Source organism: Streptomyces litchfieldiae, from assembly GCF_031845365.1.
Classification (GTDB): domain Bacteria; phylum Actinomycetota; class Actinomycetes; order Streptomycetales; family Streptomycetaceae; genus Streptomyces; species Streptomyces litchfieldiae.
This window is the reverse complement of sequence record NZ_JAVREL010000002.1, coordinates 439,574-464,289: the sequence shown is the minus strand read 5'-3', so window position 1 is coordinate 464,289 and position 24,716 is coordinate 439,574. Positions and strand designations below refer to the sequence as shown.

Genomic DNA, 24,716 nt, shown 5'->3' with positions numbered 1-24,716 from the left:
ACCGGGAACTCGATACAGGCCCTAGTCGTCCGCCTGCCGCAGCTCCTCCGGCGGGGTGCGCTCCGCGTTCACGTGCTCGGTGCGGACCAGCTCGCCCCAGACCACGTAGCGGTGCTGCGAGGTGTAGACGGGGGTGCAGGTGGTGAGCGTGATGTACTGCCCGGCCTCGGTGCGGCCCGACTCCTCGGGGATGGGGTCCAGGACCGCGGTGTTGTACTTGGAGGTCTCCGGGAGGATCGCGTAGGCGCGGTAGATGTACCAGGTGTTCTTCGTCTCGAAGACGATCGCGTCGCCTTCCTCGATCTTGTGGATGTTGTGGAACTTGGCGCCGTGGCCGTCCCGGTGGGCGGCGAGGGAGAAGTTCCCCTCCTCCCAGGGCATGGCCGACTGGACCGGCTCGTCGTAGTACCCGGCGACGCCGCCGTTGAGAATGTCGAGGTCGATGCCCTCCTTCACCAGGATGTCGGCGTCCGTCATGGCCGGCACGTGGAGGAAGCCGATGCCGTCCTCGGGGTCGAACTCGGCGGGGGCCGTGGAGTCGTCGCCGTCGTCCTCGCCCTGGGCCCAGCTGTCGCGGACGGCGTCGCTGTCGCGCTTGGCCTCCTGATTCGCTATGACGTTGGTCCACCAGAGCGAGTAGACGACGAAGAGGCCGAGGATCACGCCGGCGGTGATGAGGAGTTCGCCGAAGACGCTGACGGCGGCGGCGACGCGGCGCCGCCGGACGCTGGGGCGGACCACGGGCTCGGGCTCCGGCTCGGGCTCATCCGCTTCCGCGTCGGTCTCGGTCTCCTCCGGCTCATCGGGCTCCGACTTGGGCTCATCGGGCACCGACTTGGGCTCATCGGGCTCCGCCCGTTCGGACTCCGTCCCCGGGGTCTCGTCCGGCTCCGGCTTCCGCTCCTCCTCCCGTTCCCGCGCGGTGTCGGGCTCGTTCTCCTCCGGCACGGCCGGTGTCCTCCGGTCAGTTGACGAGGGCATCCGGCTTCCCTTCACTACGCGGACGCTCTTCCACCATCTGGCCCCAGACAATCAGACGGTAGGTGGAGGTGAACTCCGGGGTGCACGTGGTCAGAGTGATGTAACGGCCCGGCTCGGTGAACCCGCCCTGGGTGGGGACCGGGTCGAGAACGTCCGTGTTCGACGGCGAGGTGGAATCCAGTCGGCTGGTCATCTCGTAGGTGTAGAAGGCGTCCTGGGTCTCCACGACGATGGGGTCGCCCGGATTCAGTTGGTTGATGTAACGGAACGGCTCGCCATGCGTGTTGCGGTGCCCGGCCAGCCCGAAGTTGCCCTCGGGGTCCCAGGGCATCGCGGTCGGCAGCCGGTCCTCCTCCGTGTAGTGCCCGACCATGCCGTTGTCCAGCACGGAACTCGGGTCCACGCTCTCCGCGATCGGGACCCGGACGTCGAGCGTGGGCAGATAGAGGATGGCGAAGCCCTGGCCGGGCGAGAACGTGCCGGGGTCCCGGTCCTCGCCGCCCGCCTCGTCCCACTGCTCGGTGAGCCGGTCGGCCTCGCCGTTGGCGTGCGCGCGGGCCTCCACGTTCGTCCACCAGAGCTGGTAGACGACGAACAGCAGCAGCAACACACCGGTGGTGATGAACAGTTCGCCTATCACGTTGCTGATGGCGGTGCCGGTCTGCTTGGCGGCCTTGGCGGCGGCCTTCGCCGCCTTGCGCCGGGCGGCGCGACCGCCGCTCAGCTCCGCCTCGTCCGCGCCGCCGCCGGGCGACTCGGCGGCGGCACTGCCGCTCTGCGCGGCTCGGCGGCGCGCGGCCCGGCCGCTGGCGGCGGGAGCGGCGGCGGGTGATTCGGTGGCGGTGGCGCCGTTCTGCGCGGCCCTGCGCCGGGCGGCCCGGCCGCCGGCGGCGGGAGCGGCGGCGGGTGATTCGGCGGGCGCGCCGTTCTGCGCGGCGCGGCGACGGGCCGCCCGGCCGCCCGGCGCGGGCGGCGGGGTCTCGATCTCCCGGGCCTGGGTGGCCGCCGGGTCCATGCCCGGCTCGCCCTGCGCGGCGGCGGCCCTGCGCCGCGCCGCCCGGCCGCCCGGCGTGGGCGGCGGCGTGGCAGGGCCCGGGTTCGGGTCCGGCGCCGCCGCGAAGTCGCGGCCGGGCGCGTAAGGGGCCGACCACTGCTGCGCGTTGAGGTCGGCGGGCCGCCGCAGCCCCACCGTCTCGGGGTCGTACGCCTGTTGGTACGGGTCCGGCCCGCCCGGCGCCTGCGGGTACTCGGCCGCGTAGTACCCGGCCCCGTTCCCCGGCTGCTCCGGGTAGTGGCCGGGCAGCGGGTCGCTCAGCGGATCGTTCAGCGACTCGACCGCGGCCTGGAACGCGTCCGGCTCGGCGTAGGCGTCGCCTTCCGACCCCCACGCCCCCCCGCCCGGACGCTCACCGGTCACGCCGCCGGCTCCTGCTGACCGGTGCGCCCCACGACGGGGGCGAGCCCGTGCGAGCGCGCGACCGCGCCCGGGTCGCCGCAGCGGGCCAGCCAGTTGGCCAGCATTCGGTGGCCGCCGTGGGTGAGCACCGACTCGGGGTGGAACTGCACGCCCTCGACGGGGTGTTCGCGGTGGCGCAGGCCCATGACGACCTCGCCGGCCCGGGCGGTGACCTCCAGGTCCCCGGGCAGCGTGTCCTCCTCGGCCGCCAGCGAGTGGTAGCGGGTCACGGTCAACGGCGCCGGCAGCCCCTCGAAGACCCCGGCGCCCTCGTGGCTCACCTCGGAGGTCTTCCCGTGCAGCAGCTCGGGGGCGCGGCCGACGACTCCGCCGTAGGCCACCGCCATCGCCTGCATGCCGAGGCAGACGCCGAAGACGGGGGTGCCGGTCCCGGCGCAGTGCCGGACCATGTCGATGCTGACGCCCGCGCGCTCCGGCGTGCCGGGGCCGGGGGACAGCAGCACGCCGGCGAAGCCGCCCTCGGCGACCCGCTCCGGCCGCACGGCGTCGTTCCGCAGGACCTCGCACTCGGCGCCGAGCTGGTACAGGTACTGCACGAGGTTGTAGACGAAGCTGTCGTAGTTGTCCACGACAAGGATGCGGGTGCCGCTCATGAGCCGGTGTTCTCCCCTCCGTCGTCCACGGTCACGTCGTTGAACGGAAGCAGGGGCTCGGCCCAGGGGAAGATGTACTGGAAGAGGAGGTACACCACGGCCAGCACCAGGACCAGCGAGATCAGCGACCGCACCAGCACGTTGCCCGGCAGGTGCCGCCAGATCCACCCGTACATGGCTTCTGTGTTCTCCCCTTCATCAGACGCGTCGGCGCGGGCGGGGCGCCGCGCCGCGTGCCCCAAGCGTACGACGCTGGCGGGAGGGGCCGGAGGGGGTCGGAGTCATTCGACGGGCTCCGCGTGCTGGAGTGCCACGCTTCCGGTGTAGCCGGGGAGGGTCACCGAGGAGTGTTCCCGCACGTCCCAGCCCAGGCCGTAGGCCGCCACGTACTGCTGGTAGTTGCGGATCTGGGGCGAGTCGTCGAGGGCGGCGCGCAACTGGTCGCGGTCGCCGACGGCGGTGATCGTGTACGGCGGTGAGTACAGCCGGCCCTGGAGGATCAGGGTGTTGCCGACGCAGCGCACCGCGCTGGTGGAGATCAGCCGCTGGTCCATGACCTGAACGCCCTTGGCGCCCCCCGCCCACAGCGCATTGACGACGGCCTGGAGATCCTGCTGGTGGATCACGAGGTCGTTGGGCGAGGGCTCGGGAACGTCGGGGATGAGCGCCGTCGCGTCGGGTGGCGCGTCGGTGAGGGTGACGGTGAGCCCGGTGCCGGACAGCTCGGTCAGCCCGGCGGCCTCCTCCAGCTCGGCGAGGCGGCGCTGCTCGGCGGGGTCGGCCGGGTTGTCGCGGTCCGCGAGGGCGTCCACCTCGGCGCGCAGGGCGGCGGCGGACGACTCCAGGGACTCGTTCTCCCGGGCGTGCTCCCGGATCAGATCGGACATCTGAAGCAAGGAGTCGTCGGTGCGGATGTTGTTGCCCCGGGACACCTGGAAACTGAGCCAGAATATGAGGCCGGCGAGGGCGAAGACAGCCACCGTGCCCAGCCTGGCCGGGCGGAGTCGGAAGATGCTCACCGTACCCCTGGTCTCCTTAATCGGCCGAGAAAGCACTACGCTAACGGACGATCCCCTAGCTACGCGCTGTCCAGCGCGGACAGGCAGCGCGATCGACAGGAGAACTCCTCGTGCCGAAGTCACGGATCCGGAAGAAGAAGGACGACACCTACAGCCCGCCGGAAAAGAGGCAGGCGACGAAGATCGACATGAGGTCGGGTCGTCGGTGGGTGGCTCCGCTGATGCTGGCGATGTTCGTGATCGGACTCGCCTGGATCGTGGTGTATTACGTCACACAGGCGGACCTGCCGGTGGAGTCCCTGGGTAACTGGAACATCGTGGTCGGCTTCGGCTTCATCGCCATCGGGTTCGTCGTCTCCACCCAGTGGAAGTAGGCCCGGCCGGGCCCTCGCACGTTATCCACAGCTCGCCCGAACATCACAAGATCTGTGGATAACTGACCGAGAACGGGAACGTCCGTCCGAGTCGCGGGCGGTCCCGCACCCCTGTTCGCCTGCGGAAACGCGGTCCGGCGCGGGGTGTGGGCCCACTCATCCACAACCTGCACAAGATCCGGCACCGGCTGTGGATAACTCGCCGCCGACCTGCCCTTACCGGCCCCGGCGACCCGCCCTGGCGGCCAGCGCCGCCGAGCCCGGCTCAGCCGAGAAGCTGCGCCGTGCGGGCCGCGCACGCCACGGCCATCACCACCACCAGCGCCACACAGGTGCCGACCTGGACCAGGGTGCGGTGCTCGCGGGGCGCGTTGAGCATGCCGAAGCCGATGGCCGCCCCGGCCACCAGGCCGCCGATGTGCGCCTGCCAGGCGATGCCGGACCAGGTGAAGGTCAGCACCAGGTTGAACCCGAGCAGGATCAAAATCGACCGCATGTCGTAGCGCAGGCGGCGCGCCAGCACGGCCGTGGCGCCGAAGAGGCCGAAGATCGCCCCCGAGGCGCCCAGCGAGAGCTGGTCCGGGTCGGCGAGCACATACGACAGCGTGCTGCCGGCGAGCGCCGAGAGCAGATAGAGCGCGAGGAAACGGACGCGGCCCAGCGCCGCCTCCAGGGCCGGGCCGAGGAACCACAGGCTCAGCATGTTGACCGCGATGTGCCAGAACTGCTCATGCAGGAACGCCGAGGTCAGCATCCGGTACCACTCGCCATCGGCGACGCCGATCCAGGTGATCGTCTGCAAGTCCGGCGTGTAGCCGAAGTACCCCAGCATGCCGAAGTCCGCGACGAACTCGTCGCCGCCGGCCAGCGTCGCCACGAACATCGCCACGTTGATCCCGATGAGGATCATGGTGATCAGCCGGGTGTCCGCGGTGACGGCCCCGCCCGCCAGCGTGCGCGGCCGGGTGACCCGGGTGGCGCGCGCGGCGCCCTGGACGCAGTCCGGGCACTGGTAGCCCACGGGGGCGGAGATCATGCAGGCCGGGCAGATGGGCCTGCCGCAGCGGGTGCAGCGGATGCCCGTCTCCCGATCGGGGTGACGGTAGCAGCGGGCCGGCCCGGCTGCGGGCTGTGGCTGTCCCTGCGGCTCCGCCATGGCGTCCCTTCTCGCGCAATGCCTTCCGGCCCCCTGATCCTACGGACAGGGGGCCGGAATGGTTCCCGCGGGTCAGCCCTGACGGGTCTCGATGACCACCGACTCGATCACCACGTCCTCGACCGGGCGGTCGGTCCGGGGGTTGGTCGCGGTGCCGGCGATGGCGTCCACCACCTGCTGTCCGGCGGAGGAGGCCACCTCGCCGAAGATGGTGTGCTTTCCCGTCAGCCAGGTGGTGGGGGCGACGGTGATGAAGAACTGCGAGCCGTTGGTGCCGGGGCCCGCGTTCGCCATGGCCAGCAGGTAGGGACGGGTGAAGGCGAGGTCCGGGTGGATCTCGTCCTCGAACTTGTAGCCCGGGCCGCCGGTGCCGTTGCCCAGCGGGTCTCCGCCCTGGATCATGAATCCGCTGATCACCCGGTGGAAGACCGTGCCGTCGTACAGCTTCTGGGCGGACCGCTGACCCGTGGCCGGGTTGGTCCACTCGCGGGAGCCCTCCGCGAGCTCGACAAAGTTCTTGACCGTCTTCGGCGCGTGGTTCGGGAAGAGCCGGACCTCGATGTCGCCTCGGTTGGTCTTCAGGGTGGCATAGAGCTGCTCGGCCACGATGTACCTTCCGTCTACGTCAGTGACGGTCCCCGATCCTCCCATGCGCCCGCGACACGCCTCGCCCCCGGATGGCCGTTCCGCGTGCCGCGCCACCTCCCACCCGGCATGATTTGCGCATGATTTGCCAGTAACTGGACAACACGAAGGGTCAGCGGCAAATCGACACCAAGAGAGCGTGAGGGAGTAATCCAGTGAGCCACAACGGGAAGTCGGGGGTGCGGCACGCCGCGGAGATGGTGACGCCGTACGCCGTGTCGGCCAAGGACAACGCCATGAGCTACGCGCAGCAGGCGGGCGCCTACTTCGGGCCGCGCGCCCGCCGTGCGGCGGCGCAGGCCCGGGTGCGGTACGCGACGCGCGTGGCCCCGGGGATGGAACGGGCCAGGGCCGCCGCCGGGCCGGCCAGGGAGGAGGCGTCGGCCCGTTCCCAGGCGGCGCTCGCGGCGCTGCGCGGGGACATCTCGCCGCGCGAGATCCGGTGCGCGGTGCGCCGCCGGCAGCGGCGGGCGCGGGCCGGGCGGATGGCGCGCCGGCTGGGGCTGCTGGGGCTGGCCGCGGGCGGCGCGCTGGCGGCCTGGAAGTGGTGGAACAGCCAGACCAACCCCGACTGGCTGATGGAGCCCTCTCCCGCCACCGAAGCGGTACCGGAGGCGGAGGAGGGCTCCCTGGGCTGATCCCGGGCGGGGCCCGGGGGCTTTGGCGGCGGGGTCAGTCGCCGAAGATGTCGCCGAACGTGCCCCCGTCGCCGTCGCCGCCGCCGTTGCCGTTGCCGCCATTGTCCGCGCCGCCGTCCTGGCCGCCGAGGCCGCCCGGCTCCTGCGTCGTCACGGTGACCGGGCTGCCGACCGCGACCTGGCTGCCGCCGCCGGGGTCGGTGCCGGTGACGATGGCGGTGACGGTGTCCGGGCCGTTGACGGTCACGGTGAGCCCCAGATCCGTCAACCGCTGCCGCACGGTGGCCAGCGGCTGGTTGTTCAGGTCGTTGGGGATCGTGACCTGCTGGGGCTGCGAGCGGACCGCGATGGTGAGCTGCACCACGGTGCCGGCCTCGGCCCGGTCTCCGGCGCGCGGGGTCTGGCTGATGACCTCGTTCTCCGGGCGGGAGTCGTCGGTCTGGTTCAGCGTGGTGACGGTGAAGCCCGCCGCCCTCAGCTCCGCCCGGGCCGCCTCGAGGTTGTCGCCGACGACGTCGGGCACCTCGATGCCCTCGGGCTCGACGGCCACGGTCAGCGTGATCTCGCTGCCCGGTTCGGCCTGCTCGCCCGCCTCGACGCTCTGCTCCAGAACGGTGTCGGGCTGGTCCTCCTCGCTCTCCTGCTCCTCGCGGCTGACCTCGAAGCCCAGCTTCTCCAGCTCGGCCTCGGCCTCGTCGAAGGGGTCGCCGACGACATCGGGCACCTCGACGGACTCCGGGCCCTCGGACATGATGATCCGCACGACGCTGTCGCGCGGGATCTCCTGGCCCGCCGCCGGGTCGGTCACGCAGACCGTCTCGGCGTCCTGCTCACAGGGGCGGCTGTCGCCCTGCTCCGGCTTGAAGCCGGCGTTCACGAGCTGCCGCTCCGCCTCCTCCAGGCTCTCGCCCGCCACGTTCGGCACCTCGATGCCGTCCGCGGGCGGATCGCTGGCGAACAGCGCCCGGCCGATGAAGACCGCGCCGACCAGCACGAGGATGCCGGCCAGCACGAGCAGGATGGTGGAGGTGTGCCGGTTCCGCTGGCGGCGGTCGGCGCGCCCGCCGTAGTCGTCGTAGCCGTAGTCCGGGTCGTTGGCCGGCGGCATCATCGTGGTCGCCGGGTCGGCGGCGCGCAGCGCGGTGGTCGGCCGGTCGTCGTAGCCGTAGGGCACCGCGCCCATGGCCGCGGTGGCGCCCACCGGGCGGCCGTCGAGGGCCGCCTCGATGTCGGCGCGCATCTCGTCGGCGCTCTGGTACCGGTAGTCCGGGTCCTTGACCAGGGCCTTCAGCACGATCGCGTCGGTGTCCGGGGTGATCTCCGGGTCGAAGACGCTGGGCGGCTGCGGCTCCTCGCGGACGTGCTGGTAGGCCACCGCCACCGGGGAGTCGCCGATGAACGGGGGCCGGACGGTCAGCAGCTCGTAGAGCAGACAGCCGGTGGAGTACAGGTCGGACCGGGCGTCGACCGTCTCGCCCTTGGCCTGCTCCGGGGAGAGGTACTGCGCGGTGCCGATGACGGCCGCGGTCTGGGTCATGGTCATGCCGGCGTCGCCCATGGCGCGGGCGATGCCGAAGTCCATCACCTTGACCTGGCCGTTCCGGGTGAGCATGACGTTGGCCGGCTTGATGTCGCGGTGGACGATGCCGTTGCGGTGGGAGTACTCCAGGGCCTGGAGGATCCCGATGCACATCTCCAGCGCGCGCTCGGGCAGCAGCTTGCGGCCGGAGTGCAGCAGCTCGCGGAGGGTGGAGCCGTCCACGTACTCCATCACGATGTACGGGATGGAGATGCCGTCGACGTAGTCCTCGCCGGTGTCGTACACGGCGACGATGGCGGGGTGGTTCAGCGAGGCGGCCGACTGGGCCTCGCGGCGGAAGCGGGCCTGGAACGTGGGGTCACGGGCGAGGTCGGCACGGAGCGTCTTGACGGCCACGGTGCGGCCGAGGCGCGTGTCGTGGGCGAGGTAGACCTCGGCCATACCCCCGCGGCCGAGCACCTGGCCCAGTTCGTACCGCCCGCCGAGGCGACGCGGCTCTTCCATGTATCCAGCCCTCTCCGTTCGGTCCCGGGCCGCACCCCCTGGCCGGCTCGTGGGGCTAAGGGTCCAAGCCCTGGCTTACGGTACCCGGCGGGCGTCGGCCAGCCGGACGGCGGTGGTCGGCCGATATCCAACCGGTATCGCTCAGCGCCGTGACCGGCGGCCTTCCCCCGGTCGTGTGTATGACGTGTGATCGGGGTGCGGCGGTTGCCCGGGAACTGTTCATCCGGCGTTCTCGCCGGCCAGGACCGCCTCCATCACATCGACCGCGATCGGGGCGGCGAGGCCGCTGCCGGAGACGTCGTCGCGCGGCACGTCGCCGTCCTCGACGACGACCGCCACCGCGACGGGCGAGCCCTCGTCGGTCATCGCGTAGGAGATGAACCAGGCGTAGGGCGTCTCGGAGTTGTTTTCGCCGTGCTGGGCGGTACCGGTCTTGCCGCCGATCCGCACGCCGTCGGTCTCCAGCCCGCTGACGTCGATCGAGCTGTTGTCGACCATGTACTCCATGGCGGACTGGAGCTGCTGGGCGTTCTCCGAGGAGAGCGGCTCGCTCAGCTCGTCCGGCTCGCTCTGCTCGATCACGTTCAGGTTGGGCGCGACGAGCTGGTCGACCATGTACGGCGCCATGAGCGTGCCGTTGTTGGCGACGGCCGCGGCGACCATGGCCATCTGGAGGGGGGTGGCCCGGTTCGACGCCTGGCCGATGCCGGCCTGGGCGTTCTGCGGGCGGTTGTCCTCGGGGTAGGCGCTGGCGTTGGCCCGGACCGGGGTGAAGTGCTCCTGGTTGTAGCCGAACTCCTCGGCCATCGCGATCATGTCCTCGTTGCCCACGTCGTTGCTGAGACCGGCGAAGACGCTGTTGCACGAGTAGCGGATGGCGTCGCGGATGTTGGCGTCGGCGCAGACGCCCGGGACCTGGTTCCCCAGCTCCTGGTTGTTCGTGTCCGGGAGGATGTACGGGTCCCCGTAGTCGGTCTCCTCCTCCACGTCCTCCACGATGCCGTTCTCCAGGGCGGCGGCGGCGGTGACGATCTTGAACGTGGAGCCCGGCGGGTACGTCTCGCGCAGCGCCCGGTTGAGCATGGGCTGGTCCGGGTCGTTCTGCAGGGCCTCCCACGCCTCCTGGTCGTCCGCGCCGTAGCCCGAGAAGGTCGAGGGGTCGTAGGACGGGGTGGAGACCAGCGCCAGGATCTCGCCGGTCCCCGGGTCGATGGCCGCGACGGCGCCCTTCTTGTCGCCCAGGCCCTCGAACGCGGCGCGCTGGGCGTCGGCGTTCAGCGTGGTGACCACGTTCCCGCCGCGCTGGTCCTCGCCGGTGAACATGTCGATGGTGTTGTTGAAGAACAGCCGGTCGTCGTCGCCCGTGAGTATCGAGTCGTGGACGCCCTCGAGCATGCTCGTGTCATAGGCCTGCGAGGAGTACCCCGTGACCGGCGCCCACATCTCGCCGTCGGTGAACGTGCGCTCGTACCGGTAGTCCGGGTCGTCGGTCTCCTCGGAGCCGGTGATCGGCTCGCCGTCCACGATGATGTCGCCGCGGGGGTGGGCGTATCGCTCGATGTTGACCCGGCGGTTGTTCTTGTCCTCCTGGAGCTCGTCCGCCTGCACGAACTGAACCCAGTTGACACGCAGGAGCAGCGCGAGGATGAGCAGGCCGCAGAAGACGGCCACTCGTCGCATCGGTTTGTTCACAGTCGTACCACCTGAGTCTGTTCCGCGTCGGGCGAGGGCGCCGGGGCAGGTGCCGGTCGTCGGGCAGTGTCGCTGATCCGCAGTAGGAGCGCGATAAGGGCCCAGTTGGCGATCACGGACGAACCGCCCTGGGCGAGGAACGGCATCGTCATGCCGGTCAGCGGGATCAGCCCGGTGACGCCGCCGGCCACGACGAAGACCTGGATCGCGAAGATGCCGGAGAGGCCGATGGCCAGCAGCTTGCCGAACGGGTCGCGGGCGGCCAGCGCGGTACGCATGCCGCGCTCGATGAGCAGGGCGTACAGCAGGATGACGGCCATCAGGCCGGCCAGGCCCAGCTCCTCGCCGACGGTGGCCAGGATGTAGTCGCTCTTGGTCGCGATGCCGCCGATCAGCCGGGAGTACCCCTGGCCCAGGCCGGAGCCGAAGAGGCCGCCCGAGCCGAAGGCGTACATCGACTGGGCGGTCTCGGTGACGCCGCCGTTCTGGAGCTCCAGGGGGTTGAGCCAGTTGTGCACGCGCTCGCCGACGTGCGCGTTGGTGTTGGCGACGAAGACGGCGCCGCTGGCCGAGAGGAGCAGGCCGAAGATGATCCAGCTCGTGCGCTCGGTGGCCACATAGAGCATGACGACGAAGATGCCGAAGAACAGCAGCGAGGTGCCGAGGTCGGTCTCGAAGATCAGGATCAGCAGGCTGATCGCCCAGATGACCAGGATCGGGCCCAGGTCCCGGCCGCGCGGCAGGTAGATGCCCATCACGCGGCGGCTGGCCAGGGCGAGGGCGTCGCGCTTGACCATCAGATAGCCGGCGAAGAACACGGCGATGATGATCTTGGCGAACTCGCCGGGCTGGAGCGAGCCGACGCCGGGGATCTGGACCCAGATGCGGGCGCCGTTGATCTCCTCGCCGACGAAGATGGGGGAGGCCAGCAGGATCAGCGCCACGACCATCGAGATGTAGGTGTAGCGCTGGAGGATCCGGTGGTCCTTCAGGAAGAGCAGCACGGTCACGAAGAGGGCGACCCCGAGGGTGGACCAGATGAGCTGGTCGGCGGCCATGGCGCCCTGCTGACCGAGCTCGGGGTCGGTGATCTGCGGCTCCTGGTCCAGCCGCCAGATGAGGACCAGGCCCAGGCCGTTGAGCAGGGTGGCGATGGGCAGCATCAACGGGTCGGCGTAGGGCGCGTACCGGCGGACCACGAGGTGGGCGACGCCGGCGATCAGGCCGAGGCCCAGGCCGTAGCCGAGCATGCCGGCCGGGAGGGTCTCCTCCTTGGCGAGGCCGACGTTGGCGTAGGCGAAGACGGGGATGAGCACGGCGAACACGAGCATCGCCAGCTCGGTGTTCCGGCGGCTGGGGAGGCCGCCGGTGGAGACTGTGGTGTTGCTGGTGCCGCTCATGCCCTTGGTCTCTGTCGGTCGTCGCTACGGGGTCGTCAGGTGCCGCACTGCCGGGCGAGCCGCTGCTGCTCCTCGGACAGGGAGGGCGTCTCCGGGTTGTCCCCGGAGTCCTCGGGGGTTTCCTCGCCGGCGCCGCCGTTGGCGGTGCCCTTCTCGTTGTCCTGTTCCTGCTGCTGCTCCTGCTCGGCCTGCTCGCGCTGCTGGTCCTGCTCCCTGAGCAGCCGGCACGCCTCGGCCTGGGCGGCCAGCTCGTCGATCTGGTCCTCGGCCTCGGCGCGGCTGCCGGCCGAGATGGAGTCCGTGACCTGGTCCTGCTGGAACGTGGGCAGGTCGTCCAGCTTGATGTCCTCGAAGTCGCGCTCGACGCTGCTCAGGCTCAGCGGGCCGAGGTCCTGGCTGATGCCCTGGTACAGCGCGACGTGGTCGCCGTTGGCGGCGATGTAGTACTGGGTCTGGGTCCAGCGGTACCCGGCGTAGAGGCCGCCGCCCACGATCGCGAGGGCCAGCACGATGAGGACCGTGCGTTTCCACGCCTTGCCGCGCGGGCGCTGGGACACGTAGTCGTCGTCGGCGAACGAGCCGAAGACGCCGGTCGGCGGGCCGACCAGGCCGGGCGCCGGGGCGCCGGGGGGCATCGGGGGACGGGCCAGCTCGGCGGCCCGGGAGGCGGGCGTCTGGTTGTTCTCGCCGAAGCGCTGGTTCTGCGTCTCGGCGACGGCGCCGACGATCTGCGGGGCGTCGTAGAGCTGCCGGGCCAGGGTGTCGCTCTCCTGGGTGTCCATGTCCAGCACGTCGGCGACGATGCACGTGATGTTGTCCGGGCCGCCGCCGCGCAGCGCCAGCTCGATGAGCTCGCGCACGGTGTCCTGCGGCGGTGCGAACGCGTTGAGGGTGTCGCGCAGGGTGTCCTGGCTGACCACGCCGGACAGGCCGTCGGAGCACAGCAGATAACGGTCGCCGGGGCGGACCTCGCGGATGGACAGGTCGGCGTCGATGTGGTCGGAGCTGCCCAGCGCGCGCATCAGCAGCGAGCGCTGCGGGTGCGTGGTGGCCTCCTCCTCGGTGATCCGGCCCTCGTCCACCAGCCGCTGCACCCACGTGTGGTCCTGGGTGATCTGGCTGAGCTCGCCGTCCCGCAGCAGATACGCCCGGGAGTCGCCGACGTGCACCAGGCCCAGCCGCTGGCCAGTCCACAGCAGCGCGGTCAGGGTGGTGCCCATGCCGTCCAGGCGCGGGTCCTCGGTGACCATGGCGCGAAGCTGCTCGTTGGCGCGCTGCACGGAGGCGTCGAGCGAGGTGAGGACGTCCGAGCCCGGGATGTCGTCGTCGAGCTGGACGAGCGTGGAGATGACCTCGGAGCTGGCGACCTCGCCGGCGGCCTGGCCGCCCATGCCGTCGGCGATGGCGAGGAGGCGTGGACCGGCGTATCCCGAGTCCTCGTTGTGGTCCCGGATCATGCCGGTGTGGGAACCCGCGGCGAATCTCAGTGACAGGCTCATGCTCGCCTCTCCCACCCTCCGGTCGTCATTCTGGTCGGCCCTACTTCCGCAACTCGATGACCGTCTTGCCGATCCGGATCGGCGTGCCGGGCGGGATGGGGACCGGTGCGGTCAGGCGGCCCCGGTCCAGGTAGGTGCCGTTGGTGGACCCGAGGTCCTCGACGATCCACTGGCCGTCGCGGTCGGGGTAGATCCGGGCGTGACGGCCGGAGGCGTAGTCGTCGTCCAGCACGATGGTCGAGTCGTGTGCCCGGCCGAGCGTAATGGTCTGGCCCTGGAGGGCGACAGTGGTTCCGGTCAGAGAACCTTCGGTGATCACCAGTTTCGTCGGGGCGCCGCGGCGCTGCCTGCCGCGCTGCGGGGGCTGCTGGGGGCGGCGCTGCGGCTGGGCCGGCTCGGGCCGGCGGGCCACCGCGCGCTGTGTGACCCGGGTGCCGAACAGGTCGCTGCGGATCACCTGGACGGCCACGATGACGAACAGCCACAGGACGGCCAGGAAGCCCAGCCTCATGACCGTGAGGGTCAGCTCTGACATTGCCCCCCGCTTACCCTTCGGCTTGCCGGTAGATGACTGTGGTGCTGCCCACGACGATCCGTGAGCCGTCGCGGAGCGTAGCGCGTTTGGTGTGCTGTCCGTCCACCACGATGCCGTTCGTGGAACCGAGGTCGCGGATCGTGGCCGGATCCGTGGCCTGGATCTCGCAGTGCCGGCGGGACACCCCGGGGTCGTCGATGCGCACATCGGCCTCGGTGCTGCGGCCGATCACGAGGCTGGGCCGGGCGATCTGGTGGCGGGTGCCGTTGATCTCGACCCAGCGCCGGACGCGGCCGAAGGCCGGCTGCCCGTAGGGGGCGGCCGGCGCGCGGGGCGGTGCGGCGGGGGGGATCGGAGGCGCCCCCGGGGGGCGGGCGGGGTATCCGGCCGGGGTGGGCGACGGCGGTCCGGCGGGGGGCGCGTACGGCGGCTGGCCCATGGCGCCGGGCTGGCCGGCGGAGGTGGAGGCGGCGAGGGTGCGGCTGCGCACGCGGTACAGGCCGGTGTCGAGGGAGTCCGACTTCTCCAGGTGGACCTTGATCTCGCCCATGAACGTGTAACGCTGCTGCTTGGCGTACTCCTTGACCATCCCGGCGAGCTCGTCCCCGAGCTGTCCGGCGTAGGGCGCGAGCCGCTGGAAGTCGCCGGCGCTGAGCTCGACGATGAAGTCGTTGGGCACGACGGTGCGCTCGCGGTTCCAGATGGTGGCGTTGTTGTCGCACTCGCGCTGCAGGGCACCGGCGATCTCCACCGGCTGGACCTCGGACTTGAAGACTTTGGCGAAGGTGCCGTTGACGAGGCCCTCCAGCCGCTGCTCGAAGCGCTTCAGTACTCCCATGTGCACCTCCTTCTCCGATGTACCCGGCGCGGCTGAAGTGGTACGGCTTACTGATCGTATCCACGCGCGAGACGACCAGGTGGTTCCCGTCCGGGCACCGGCCCTCCCCCGGATCGTAGGGGGGAGCAAGGAACAGTGTCGCGCATGTGCGGAGGGAATGCGGAGGGCCCGGGGGGAGCGGCCGGGGTGGGTGGGGAAGGCGGATGAAGGCACCCCCTCGCGCGTGTTAGCCTTTTGGATGTCGGTAGCGCACCGGACGGGCCCAGGGCCCGGACGATGCTCTCGGCTGGTGCACATGCGCGGGTGGCGGAATAGGCAGACGCGCTGGATTCAGGTTCCAGTGCCCGCAAGGGCGTGGGGGTTCAACTCCCCCCTCGCGCACCACGAAAGACCCCTGATCATCAGGGGTTTTTCTGTTGTCCGGCCCCTTGCGTGACCAACCGCATGACCAACGGCCCGGCGATCTTCTCTCGGATTGGGCGAGCGAGCCCGATACGGCCCGCGCCGTCCCTGCGGAGCGGGAAGCCGTCCGGGGGGGAAGACGAGCCTCTGATCCGTCCAAGCGCCCCCCAAGCGCCTTCTCTCAGCTTCTACGCGCTCCCGCGACTGTGTGGGGTGGGTGGGGTGCGGGGCTTTCCGGTCCTGGGGTTTTATATGTAAATAACAGAATGGCTTTTTGTGCCTGGTCTTTGCGCGTTTGCGTGATTTCCGATTTGTTTTCTGTCATGGTTTTCACCGCCTGCCGAAACGTGGCCTGGAGGGTGAGTCATGGGCTGTGACCTGCGGCGACGCGTGCCGAATTCCACAGTGCTGCATCTTGTCCAGCCGGTCGCCGGCGGGGTCGCGCGTGTGGTCACCGATCTCGTGCGCGCGCAGACCGGAGCGGGAATGCGGGCCGTTGTCGCCTGTCCGCCCGGGGGGTCGCTCGGAAAGTCCGCCGCCGCGGCCGGGGCCGATGTGCGGCTGTGGCTCGCCGAGCGCGTGCCCGGGCCGAATCTGCCGTGGGAGATCGCCTGCGCGGCCCGCGTCATTCGCCGGGCCCGTCCCGATGTCGTTCATCTGCACAGCGCCAAGGCCGGGCTCGCCGGGCGGCTGGCGCTGCGCGGGCGGCTGCCCACCGTTTTCCAGCCGCACGCCTGGTCGTTCGAGGCGGCGCCCTGGCCCGCCGCCCGGCTCGCCGCGGCCTGGGAGCGGTTCGCCGCGCGCTGGGCGGACCGTGTCGTGTGCGTCAGCGAGGCCGAGCAACGGCGCGGTGGCGCGGCCGGTGTCGCCGCCCGCTTCTCCGTCATCCCCAACGGTGTGGACCCGGCCCGCTACCCCGCCGCCGACGGCGTCGCCCGCCGCCAGGCCCGCGCGGCCCTCGCCGCCGTGCACGCCCTTCCGCAACGCGCGCCGCTCGTCGTCTGCGTGGGCCGGCTGGCGCGCCAGAAGGGCCAGGACGTGCTCCTGCGCGCCTGGCTCCGGGTCACCGCCCGGCATCCCGGCGCCCGGCTCGCGTTCGTCGGCGACGGACCGGAACGAGCCGCCCTGCGCGCCGTCGCCGACCCCGGCACCCTCTTCACCGGGCACACCGAGGACACCCAGCCCTGGTACGCGGCGGCGGACGTCGTCGTGCTGCCGTCCCGCTGGGAGGCCATGGCCCTGGCACCGCTGGAGGCGATGGCCGTGGGCCGCCCGGTGGTACTCACCGACGTCGGCGGCGCCAGCGAGAGCCTGCCGCCCGGCCACGCCCCGCACTGTCTGGTGCCGCCGGAGGACCCCGTCGCCCTCGGCGACGCGCTGGCCGCCCTGCTCGCCGAGCCGGAGCGCCGCGCGGCCCTGGGCCGCGAAGCCGCAGCCCACGTCCGCGCCGCGCACGACGTGCGGGACACGGCCGCCGCCTGCGCCCGGCTGTACGGCGAACTGCTCGGCCAGGGCCCGCCGGGGCCCGAAGCCGCGCCCGAGGCAAGAGAGTTCAGCAGGCCATGACCTCGGCAGGCATGACGGGTGCCAGCGGCGCGGCCACCGCGCCGGCGCGGCCGGCTTCCGTCATCCCGCCCCGGGGCCCGCTGCCCGCCCCGGTCCGGCCGCGCGGTCCCCGGGCCCCACGCCGCCCCCGGCCCGGCGCCCCGTTGCTGGCCGCGGACGTCCTCGCGGCGGCCGCCGTCGTCCTGGCCGTGCCCGCCGGGCCGGCGCCGTTCCTCGCCCCCGCGCTGCTCCTCGGCCTGAACGGGGCCGCCGGGCTGTACCGGCCCGCGCCCACGGCCACCGCCCTGGACGAACTCCCCCGGCTGCTCGGCCACGCCGCCCTCGCCTGGTGCGCGGCCGAGATCCTGCTCGCCGGCGCCCGTTCCCCGGCCGCGCTCCTCCTGCTGATCGCCGCCCACACCGCGCTGGCCGCCGCCGCCCGCGCCGCCGGGCACCTCGCCCGGCGCCGGGCCGCGCGCGCCCGGCCCGCTCCGGTGCTGGTGGTCGGCACCGGCCGCGCCGGGCAGCGGGTCGCGGCCGTGCTGGCCCAGCGCCCCGAATACGGCATGCGCCCGGTCGGGCTGGTCGGGCCCGTTCCCCAGCGGCTGCCGGAGCTCTGCCCGCTGCCCGTGCTCACCTCACGGCGCGACATCTCCGGCGCCGTCGGCCGCGGCGGCGTCCGCGACGTCGTCTTCGCCCGCCCGCCGCAGGACGCGCTGGTCCGGCTGTTCTGGGCGCGCGGCTGCACGGTGTGGCTGATGGCCGCCGACCCGGCCGCCGCCCCCGGCGCGCTTCGCCCCGTCGGCCATGTGTGGGGCTTCGTCTGCCGCCGCCTCGCCCCGCCGCCGCGCCGCCGCGCCGGCCGGGTGGCGAAACGGGCGCTGGACATCGCCGTCGCCGGCCTCGCGCTGGCCGCCGTCGCGCCGCTGCTGGGCCTGTGCGCGCTGGCCGTCCGGCTGTCCGACGGCCCCGGCGTCCTCTTCCGCCAGGTGCGGATCGGCGAGGACGGCCGGCCGTTCGTCATGCTCAAGTTCCGCACGCTGCGGCCCACCGACGAGAGCGAGGCCGCCACCCGCTGGAGCATCGCCGACGACCGCCGGATCTCCCCGGTCGGGCGGCTGCTGCGCCGCAGCTCCCTGGACGAGCTGCCACAACTGTGGAACGTGCTGCGCGGCGACATGAGCCTGGTCGGCCCCCGGCCCGAACGCCCGCACTTCGTCGAGCGGTTCAGCCGGATCCACCCCGGCTACGCCGACCGCCACCGGGTGCCCGTGGGGCTGACCGGCCTGGCCCAGATCAGCGGGCTGCGCGGCGACACCTCCATCGAGGACCGCACCCGCTTCGACAACCTCTACATCGAGACCTGGTCGCTGTGGCAGGACGTGGTGATCGTGCTGCGCACCACCACCGCCTGCTTCCGGTTCGGCGGCGGGCGATGAACGCGCCAGCCGTCGCCCGCCCGGCCCTTCGCACGCTGCCCGCCCTCGCCACCGTGCTGCTGCTGGCCCTGCCCACCGGCCGGTGGACGCTGGGCGGCGGGCAGGTCGCGGTCGCCGACCTCGCCTCCGCCGTCCTCGTCGGGGTGTGCGCCGCCCTGATGGCGCGCGGCCCCCGCCCGCGGCCGCGCCGGGCCGCCGCCGTGCTGGCCGCGCCCGCCGTCGCGTTCGCCGCCGCCACGATGGCCTCCGGCGACCCGGCCGCGAGCCTGACCGGCTTTCTGCGCTTCCTCCAGGTCTTCGTGCTGGTGCCGCTGGCCGTGCTGCTCATGCTGCGCGACCGCCGCGACTTCCGGCTGGTGGCGCTGGCCGTCGTCGCGCTGGCCGCCGCCCAGGGCGCGGTGGGCGTCGTGCAGTACGCCACGGGCACCGGCGCCTCGTACCTGGGCCAGAACGTCCGCGCGGTGGGCACGTTCGGCCCGTTCAACGTCATGGGCATGGCCACCGTGGTCTCCTACGGCCTGATCGCCGCGCTGGGCCTCGGCCTGGCGCCGCCCCGCTCGGCGCCGCGCTGGTGGCGGCCGGTCCTGCTGGGCTGCGCCGCGCTGTTCGCGCTGCCGCTGGCGTTCTCCTTCAGCCGGGGCGCCTGGCTGGCCACCGCCGCCGCGGTGCTCGCCGTTCTGCTGCCCGTCGCCTTCCGGCTCGCGCCCCGCACCCTGCTCGCGCTGCTGGCCGGGGGCGCGCTGCTGGTCGGCGGCGCCGCGTTCGGCTCGGGGATGGTGGGGGACCGGCTCGGCAGCATCGGGGAGGTGACCGGCACCCCCGACCAGTCGGTGGTCGACCGGTACGCGATGTGGGACGTGGCGCTGGCCATGTGGCGCGCCGAGCCGTGGACGGGCACCGGGCCCAAGGGCTTCGCCGCGCACCGCGACAGCCACGCCTCGCTGGGGCTGTCGGCGGGCAGCGACACGGGCGGCGCCGGGCAGGAGTTCCGCCGCCAGGAGCTGACCTCTCCGCACAACATGTATCTGCTCGTCCTGAGCGAACAGGGCCTGATCGGCGCCACCGCGCTGATCGGCTCCTGGGCCGCGCTGCTGGCCGGCTGCCTGGTCCGGCTGCGCCGTTCCCGTTCGCCCGACGTGGGGCTGGTCGCCACCGGGCTGCTGGTGTGGCAGGCGGTCAACTTCCTGTACGCGGACATCGGTGGCCCGCACACCGTGCTGACGGCGGTGGTGTTCGGCCTGGCCGCGTGGTGGGCGTTCGCGCCCGGGGCTCGGCGGGAGTCGCCGTGAGCGCGCTGCTCGCAGGGGAACGGGGCGCGCCCGGTGGGGAGCGGTTCGTCGCCCGGGCCGCCTCCCTCACCGCGGTGCTCATCGCCGCCGGGGCGCTGTGCGGGCTGCTGCGGGACCAGATCATCGCCACGCTCTTCGGCGCCGACGGTGCGACCGACGCGTTCCTCGTGTCCTGGACCGTGCCCGAGTTCGCCGCGACGCTCCTCATCGAGGAGGGCACCGCGATGGTGCTGGTGCCCGCGTTCAGCCTGGCGCTGGCGCGCGGCGGCGACGCGGGGGTGCGGGCGCTGTTCGCGGCCACGTTTCCCCGGCTGCTGCTCGCGCTCGCCGCCGCGGCCGGCGCGCTGGCGGCCGGTGCGCCACTGGTGGTGCGCGCCCTGGCGCCGGGGCTCGCCGATCCGGCGCTGGCGGTGGACTGCACGCGGCTGACCGCCGTGACTCTTCTCACCTTCGGTGTCGCGGGCTACTTCAGCGCCGCGCTGCGCGCGCACCGCAGCTTTCTGCCGCCCGCCGCGATCTACCTCGCGTACAACGTCGGCATCGTCTCCACCGCGCTGACCCTGCATGCCCTGTGGGGGGTGCGGGCTGCGGCGGCCGGGGTCGCGGTCGGCGGGGTCCTGATGGTCCTGGTCCAACTGCCCTTCTTCCTGCGCCGCCTGCCCGCCCGGTCCCGGTCCCGGGGCCCCGCGGTCGCGCCGGTGGCGCTGGCCGGGGCCGCCGTCATCGCGCCGGTCGCGCTGTTCGCGCTGGCCCGCCAGTCCCAGGTCCTGGTCGAACGCTTCCTCGCCGCCGGGCTGCCGCCGGGCGCCATCTCCTGCCTGAACTACGCGCAGAAAGTGGCCCAGCTCCCCATGGTCCTGGCCATGATGATCTGCACCGTGACCCTGCCGCTGGTCGCCCGCGCGGTGGCCGACGGCGATCTGGAACGGGCCCGGCGGCGCGTGGAGCGCGATCTGCTGCTGGCCGGGCTCGTGGTGCTGCTGGGCGCCGCGTACGTCGCCGCCTACGCCCCCCAGATCGTCGAACTCCTCTTCCAGCGCGGGGCGTTCGGACCCGAGGCCACCGCCGCCACCGCCGGGGTGATGCGGGTGTACGCGCTCGGCCTGCTCGGGCACACGCTGGTCGGCGCGCTGGCCCGGCCGTTCTTCTCGGCGGCCCGCCCCACCTGGTTCCCGCTGGCCGCCATGGTCCCGGGCCTGCTGGTCACCGCGGCCGGCGGGCTGGTCGCCGTCGGTCCCTGGGGCGCGCCGGGGATCGCCGCCGCCAACGCGGCCGGGATCAGCCTCACCGCGCTGCTCCTGCTGCGCGGCCTGGCCGGCCGCACCATCCCCGTCGACACCCGTCTGCTGCTGGGCCGCTTCGCCCGGCTCGCCGGGGCGGCGCTGCTGGCCGCCGCCGCGGGCTGGGCCGCCGCGCTGCCCGGCTCCACGCCGCTGCCGTCCCTCGCGCTCGGCTGCGTCCTGGTTCCCGCCGTCTTCGCGGCGGCGGCCTTGGCGCTGCGGGTGCCGGAGGCGGCGCTGTTCCTGTCCGCCCTGCTGCTCAAGGCCCGCACGTTCCCCATCACCCTCAAGCAAAGGCACCGCCATGTCCGTTGACGCCGCTGCCGCCGCCCAACCGCTGTGGCTGTTCATGTACCACTCGGTCGGCTACGCCGCCTCCGACCCCTACCGGATCACCGTCACCCCCGACCGGCTGCACAGCCAGCTCGCCTGGCTGCGCCGCCGCGGCCTGCGCGGCGTGTCCGTGGCCGAGCTGCTGCGCGCCCGCGCGGTCGGCCGGGCGGCCCGCCTCGTCGGGCTGACCTTCGACGACGGCTACCGCGACTTCCTGGACACCGCGCTGCCGCTGCTGCGCGGCCACGGCTGCACGGCCACCGTGTTCGTGCTGCCCGGCCGGCTGCACGGCAGCAACGCGTGGGACGACGACGGCCCGCGCAAGCGGCTGCTGAACGCGGACGGCATCCGCGCGGTGGCCGCGGCCGGGATGGAGATCGGCTCGCACGGGATGACGCATCTGTCGCTGCCCAGCGTCGCCGACGAGGTGCTGGAGCGCGAGGTGGCGCACAGCCGCGCGCGACTGGCCGAGATCACCGGCGCGCCGCCGACCGGCTTCTGCTACCCGTACGGCGCCGTGGACGAGCGGGCGGTCGAGGCCGTGCGGGCGGCGGGCTACGGCTACGCGTGCGCGGTCAGCCCCGGGCGGCTGACCGGCCAGTTCGCGCTGCCCCGGATCCACATCGGCGAACGGGACACCGCGCTGCGGCTGCGGCTGAAGCGGAAGCTGCACCCGTGGCGGCGCCGCCCGGTGCCGTCGCTGCCCGCTCCGGCCGTGGTGGGCGAACCCCGGTGAGAGCCCTGCACATCATCACCGGGCTGGGCATCGGTGGTGCCGAACGGCAGTTGCGCGCGCTGCTGCGCCGGCTGCCGCTCGCCTGCGACGTGGTCACGCTCACCAACCCCGGGCCGGTCGCCCGGCAGTTGGCGGCCGACGGGGTGCGCGTCACGCACCTGGGCATGGGCGGCAATCGCGACGTGGGCGCGCTCCCCCGGCTGGTGCGGCTGATCCGCCGGGGGCGTTACGACGTGGTGCACACCCATCTCTACCGGGCCTGCGTGTACGGGCGGATCGCCGCGCGGCTGGCCGGGGTGCGGGCGGTGGTGGCCACCGAGCACTCGCTGGGCGCGCACCGCATCGAGGGCCGCCCGCTGACGCCGGGCACCCGGGCGCTGTACCTGGCGACGGAACGGCTGGGCGCGGCGACCGTGGCCGTCTCGGCGACGGTCGCGGGGCGGCTGCTCGCCTGGGGGGTGCCGGAGCGGCGGATCCATCTGGTGCCGAACGGGATCGAGCCGGACCGGTTCCGTTTCGATCCGGCGGCGCGGGACGCCGCGCGGGCGGCGCTCGGGGTGCCGCGCGGCGCGGTGGTGGTGGGCGGGATGGGGCGGCTGGTGCCGGGGAAACGGTTCGACGCGCTGGTGCGGGCGGCGGCCCGGCTGCCGGACGACGTCTGGGTGGTGCTGGCGGGCGAGGGGCCGGAGAGGGCGGCGCTGCGCGTGCTGTCGGCCCGGCTGGGGCTGGCCGGGCGGGTGGTGCTGGCGGGCGGCTGCCCGGATGTGCCGGGGCTGCTGTCCGCGCTGGACGTGTTCGTGTCGCCGTCCACCGAGGAGACGTTCGGGCTGGCCGTGCTGGAGGCGCTGGCCGCCGGGCTGCCGGTGCTGCACGCGTCGGCGCCCGTGGTGGAGGAACTGCCGCGCTCTCAGGCGCCCGGGGCCCGCCGCGTGGGCGCCGGGCCGGCGGAACTGGCCGACGCGCTGACGGCGGAACTGGCGCTGGGGGCACGGCGGTTGCCGGTGCCCGCCGCGGTGGCCCGGTATGGCATCGACCGGTCCGTGGACCGGCTGATGAACGTCTACGAAGGGGTGTGCCGCCGATGAGGTACCTGCCCGCGCTGTGCGTGCTGCTCGGTCTGCTGGCCGGGGCGGCGCACGCGCTGCTGACCGACCGGGAGTACGCCGCGACCGGCACGCTGGCGGCGACCGCCGCCGGGGGCGGCGACCCGCTGGGCTTCGCCCAGGCGTACGGGCGGCTGGCCGCGGACGACGCGGTGCGGCGGGCGGCGGAGCCGGGCACCCGGGTGCGGGCGGTGACCTCGCCGGAGGCCCCGGTCATCGAGATCACCGGCACGGGCCCGAGCCCGCGCGACGCGGCGACGACGGCGAACGCGGTGGCGCGGGCGCTGATCGACCACGCCGAACGGGCGGCCGACGCCACGGGCGCGAAGCTGGTCCGGCTGACCGAGGCGCTGCCGCCAACGACCCCGGTGACGCCGGTCCCCTGGATCTCCCTGGCCACGGGCACCTGCGCCGGCACGGCAGCGGCCACGGCCGCACTCCTGGCCACCCCACCCCCGGCCCGCCGCCGCCTCCCGGCCCAGCCGACCCCGGCCCGAACGGATGCCGCGGCGGCCGTGGTCCAGTGACCACACGGCGGGCGCCGGCCGCCGGGTCCCGCGCCGCCGCGAGTGCGTTGGCCTCGTCGGCCACAGGCGCCGCCCGCGCTGCCGCGTTTCTGTCCGACCCGGTCCGGGCCCGCGTCGGCCGCAGGCCATTCCTCAGGGGCCGGGCCCCGCACCGCCGAGCCCTCGGCGGTGGTGGGCTGACGGCCACGGTCGTCCCCCGGTGACCCGGTCTGCCGGGGCTCGCTGGCCACGGGCACCCGCACCCTCGCGGTGGCGAGGGAGACCCCGGCTGTGTCCTGGCGGCCACGCCCGATTCCCGGTGACCCGAGTCTCCGGGGGCTCGCCTGCCATGGGTGCCCGCGCTGCCGTGTTCCTGGCCCAGCCGACCCGGCCCGCCGTCGGCTTTCGGCCCAGCCGGCCGCAGGCCACCCCTCAGTGGCCGCGTTCCGCCCCGCCGTTGACCTGGATCACCTGTGAGGTGATGTGCGCCGCCGCGTGGGAGGCCAGCCAGTGCAGTGTCTCGGCGACATCGCCGGGCGTGCCGGCGCGGCCGTCGAGTGTTTCGGTGACCAGCGTTTCGCGGCGTTCGGCGGGCATGCCGCCGCCGAAGAACTCCGTCTCGTCGATGAAGCCCGGCGCCACCACGTTCACCGTGACGCCGCGTGGGCCCAACGCGCGGGCGAGGTCCGCCGCGTAGGGGTGCAGCGCCGCCTTGCTGGCCGCGTAGGCGCCGGAGCCGGAACCCCGGTAGGCGGCGATCGAGCTGAGGAAGAGCACCCGGCCGCCGGGGGAGGCGAGGCGGTCGCGCAGGGCCTCGGTGAGCAGGACGGCGGTGAGGGTGTTGACGCGGAAGTTCACCGTCCAGGCGTGCGCGGCGGCGGCCAGCGGGCTGTCGTCACCCGGGCCCGGCTCGCGGCTGCCGTTGCCGCCCGCGCTGTTGACCAGCACGTCCACCGTGCCGAACCGGTCGCCGAGGGTCCGCGCGATCCGTGCCACGTCATCGGCGTCGGTGAGGTCGCCCGGGAGGGCCACCGCGCCGTCGACGCCGGCCGCCGCCCGGGCCAGCACATCGGCGCGGCGGCCGATGAGCACCGGTGTGTCGCCGTCCCGCGCGAAACATTGGGCCGTGGCGAGGCCGATGCCGGTGCCGCCGCCGCTGATGACCACTGTGCGTCCTGCCATGCCCGGACCG

23 protein-coding genes and 1 tRNA gene are annotated in these 24,716 nt (G+C 73.2%); 10 read left to right on the top strand and 14 right to left on the bottom strand.

Annotation, left to right across the window (positions count from 1 at the left end; all coding sequences use genetic code 11):
• Positions 1-21 precede the first annotated feature (21 nt).
• The 5 genes from RM590_RS05725 to RM590_RS05705 form a co-directional block, all read right to left on the bottom strand.
• The gene (locus RM590_RS05725) at positions 22-981 is read right to left on the bottom strand and encodes a class E sortase (protein ID WP_311703258.1); all 960 of its coding nucleotides are present in this window, start codon (positions 979-981) and stop codon (positions 22-24) included.
• On the bottom strand, positions 965-2,398 hold the full coding sequence (locus tag RM590_RS05720) for a class E sortase (protein WP_311703257.1): 1,434 nt from the start codon (positions 2,396-2,398) through the stop codon (positions 965-967). The genes RM590_RS05725 and RM590_RS05720 overlap by 17 nt, the downstream gene beginning before the upstream one ends.
• Positions 2,395-3,051: an aminodeoxychorismate/anthranilate synthase component II gene (locus RM590_RS05715; protein WP_311703256.1), complete on the bottom strand. Its 657-nt coding sequence runs from the start codon at positions 3,049-3,051 to the stop codon at positions 2,395-2,397. Before RM590_RS05715 ends, RM590_RS05720 begins: the two co-directional genes overlap by 4 nt.
• Positions 3,048-3,227 (bottom strand): hypothetical protein, encoded by a 180-nt coding sequence (locus RM590_RS05710; RefSeq protein WP_311703255.1) that lies wholly within the window; start codon positions 3,225-3,227, stop codon positions 3,048-3,050. Before RM590_RS05710 ends, RM590_RS05715 begins: the two co-directional genes overlap by 4 nt.
• Before the next feature lie 105 nt (positions 3,228-3,332).
• Entirely contained in the window at positions 3,333-4,070 is a 738-nt protein-coding gene (locus tag RM590_RS05705; RefSeq protein ID WP_311703254.1) for a DUF881 domain-containing protein, read from the bottom strand.
• Between the two features lie 110 nt (positions 4,071-4,180).
• On the opposite strand from RM590_RS05705, the gene crgA reads away from it, so the two are divergent.
• Complete coding sequence (gene crgA / locus RM590_RS05700; protein ID WP_311703253.1) at positions 4,181-4,444, top strand: cell division protein CrgA; 264 nt, start codon at positions 4,181-4,183, stop codon at positions 4,442-4,444.
• A 265-nt stretch (positions 4,445-4,709) separates the two neighbouring features.
• Here crgA and RM590_RS05695 read toward each other — a convergent pair whose 3' ends face one another.
• Positions 4,710-5,600 carry a rhomboid family intramembrane serine protease gene (locus RM590_RS05695; RefSeq protein WP_311703252.1) on the bottom strand — a complete coding sequence of 297 codons (891 nt, stop codon included), beginning with the start codon at positions 5,598-5,600 and terminating at the stop codon, positions 4,710-4,712.
• A gap of 72 nt (positions 5,601-5,672) precedes the next feature.
• Entirely contained in the window at positions 5,673-6,206 is a 534-nt protein-coding gene (locus RM590_RS05690) for a peptidylprolyl isomerase (protein WP_311703251.1), read from the bottom strand.
• Positions 6,207-6,400: 194 nt separating this feature from the next.
• Between RM590_RS05690 and RM590_RS05685 the strand changes: the two genes are divergently transcribed.
• Entirely contained in the window at positions 6,401-6,883 is a 483-nt protein-coding gene (locus RM590_RS05685) for a DUF5324 family protein (RefSeq protein ID WP_311703250.1), read from the top strand.
• 34 nt (positions 6,884-6,917) lie between these two features.
• Here RM590_RS05685 and pknB read toward each other — a convergent pair whose 3' ends face one another.
• From pknB to RM590_RS05655, 6 genes are all read right to left on the bottom strand, one after another.
• On the bottom strand, positions 6,918-8,927 hold the full coding sequence (pknB, locus tag RM590_RS05680) for a Stk1 family PASTA domain-containing Ser/Thr kinase (RefSeq protein ID WP_311703249.1): 2,010 nt from the start codon (positions 8,925-8,927) through the stop codon (positions 6,918-6,920).
• 219 nt (positions 8,928-9,146) lie between these two features.
• Positions 9,147-10,619, bottom strand: coding sequence for a penicillin-binding transpeptidase domain-containing protein (locus RM590_RS05675; protein WP_311703248.1), 1,473 nt, complete (start codon positions 10,617-10,619; stop codon positions 9,147-9,149).
• A complete protein-coding gene (locus RM590_RS05670; protein WP_311703247.1) occupies positions 10,616-12,019 on the bottom strand; it encodes an FtsW/RodA/SpoVE family cell cycle protein in 1,404 nt (467 codons plus the stop codon). The genes RM590_RS05675 and RM590_RS05670 overlap by 4 nt, the downstream gene beginning before the upstream one ends.
• A gap of 35 nt (positions 12,020-12,054) precedes the next feature.
• Positions 12,055-13,518 (bottom strand): Stp1/IreP family PP2C-type Ser/Thr phosphatase, encoded by a 1,464-nt coding sequence (locus RM590_RS05665; protein ID WP_311703246.1) that lies wholly within the window; start codon positions 13,516-13,518, stop codon positions 12,055-12,057.
• A 40-nt stretch (positions 13,519-13,558) separates the two neighbouring features.
• Positions 13,559-14,053: an FHA domain-containing protein FhaB/FipA gene (locus RM590_RS05660; RefSeq protein WP_311703245.1), complete on the bottom strand. Its 495-nt coding sequence runs from the start codon at positions 14,051-14,053 to the stop codon at positions 13,559-13,561.
• Between the two features lie 10 nt (positions 14,054-14,063).
• On the bottom strand, positions 14,064-14,891 hold the full coding sequence (locus RM590_RS05655; protein ID WP_311703244.1) for a DUF3662 and FHA domain-containing protein: 828 nt from the start codon (positions 14,889-14,891) through the stop codon (positions 14,064-14,066).
• A 297-nt stretch (positions 14,892-15,188) separates the two neighbouring features.
• On the opposite strand from RM590_RS05655, the gene RM590_RS05650 reads away from it, so the two are divergent.
• The 8 genes from RM590_RS05650 (at position 15,189) to RM590_RS05615 (ending at position 23,545) form a co-directional block, all read left to right on the top strand.
• Positions 15,189-15,275, top strand: a tRNA-Leu gene (locus RM590_RS05650).
• Positions 15,276-15,683: 408 nt separating this feature from the next.
• Positions 15,684-16,859, top strand: coding sequence for a glycosyltransferase (locus RM590_RS05645; RefSeq protein ID WP_311703243.1), 1,176 nt, complete (start codon positions 15,684-15,686; stop codon positions 16,857-16,859).
• Positions 16,856-18,277 carry an exopolysaccharide biosynthesis polyprenyl glycosylphosphotransferase gene (locus RM590_RS05640; protein WP_311703242.1) on the top strand — a complete coding sequence of 474 codons (1,422 nt, stop codon included), beginning with the start codon at positions 16,856-16,858 and terminating at the stop codon, positions 18,275-18,277. Before RM590_RS05645 ends, RM590_RS05640 begins: the two co-directional genes overlap by 4 nt.
• Positions 18,274-19,566, top strand: coding sequence for an O-antigen ligase family protein (locus tag RM590_RS05635; protein ID WP_311703241.1), 1,293 nt, complete (start codon positions 18,274-18,276; stop codon positions 19,564-19,566). Before RM590_RS05640 ends, RM590_RS05635 begins: the two co-directional genes overlap by 4 nt.
• The gene (locus RM590_RS05630; protein ID WP_311703240.1) at positions 19,563-21,161 is read left to right on the top strand and encodes a lipid II flippase MurJ; all 1,599 of its coding nucleotides are present in this window, start codon (positions 19,563-19,565) and stop codon (positions 21,159-21,161) included. Before RM590_RS05635 ends, RM590_RS05630 begins: the two co-directional genes overlap by 4 nt.
• Positions 21,151-21,915 carry a polysaccharide deacetylase family protein gene (locus RM590_RS05625; RefSeq protein ID WP_311703239.1) on the top strand — a complete coding sequence of 255 codons (765 nt, stop codon included), beginning with the start codon at positions 21,151-21,153 and terminating at the stop codon, positions 21,913-21,915. The genes RM590_RS05630 and RM590_RS05625 overlap by 11 nt, the downstream gene beginning before the upstream one ends.
• Entirely contained in the window at positions 21,912-23,000 is a 1,089-nt protein-coding gene (locus tag RM590_RS05620) for a glycosyltransferase (protein ID WP_311703238.1), read from the top strand. The genes RM590_RS05625 and RM590_RS05620 overlap by 4 nt, the downstream gene beginning before the upstream one ends.
• Positions 22,997-23,545, top strand: a complete 549-nt coding sequence (locus RM590_RS05615; protein WP_311703237.1) for a lipopolysaccharide biosynthesis protein — start codon at positions 22,997-22,999, stop codon at positions 23,543-23,545. Before RM590_RS05620 ends, RM590_RS05615 begins: the two co-directional genes overlap by 4 nt.
• Positions 23,546-23,956: 411 nt before the next feature.
• On the opposite strand, the gene RM590_RS05610 is transcribed toward RM590_RS05615, so the two are convergent.
• Positions 23,957-24,706: an SDR family NAD(P)-dependent oxidoreductase gene (locus RM590_RS05610; protein ID WP_311703236.1), complete on the bottom strand. Its 750-nt coding sequence runs from the start codon at positions 24,704-24,706 to the stop codon at positions 23,957-23,959.
• Positions 24,707-24,716 lie beyond the last annotated feature (10 nt).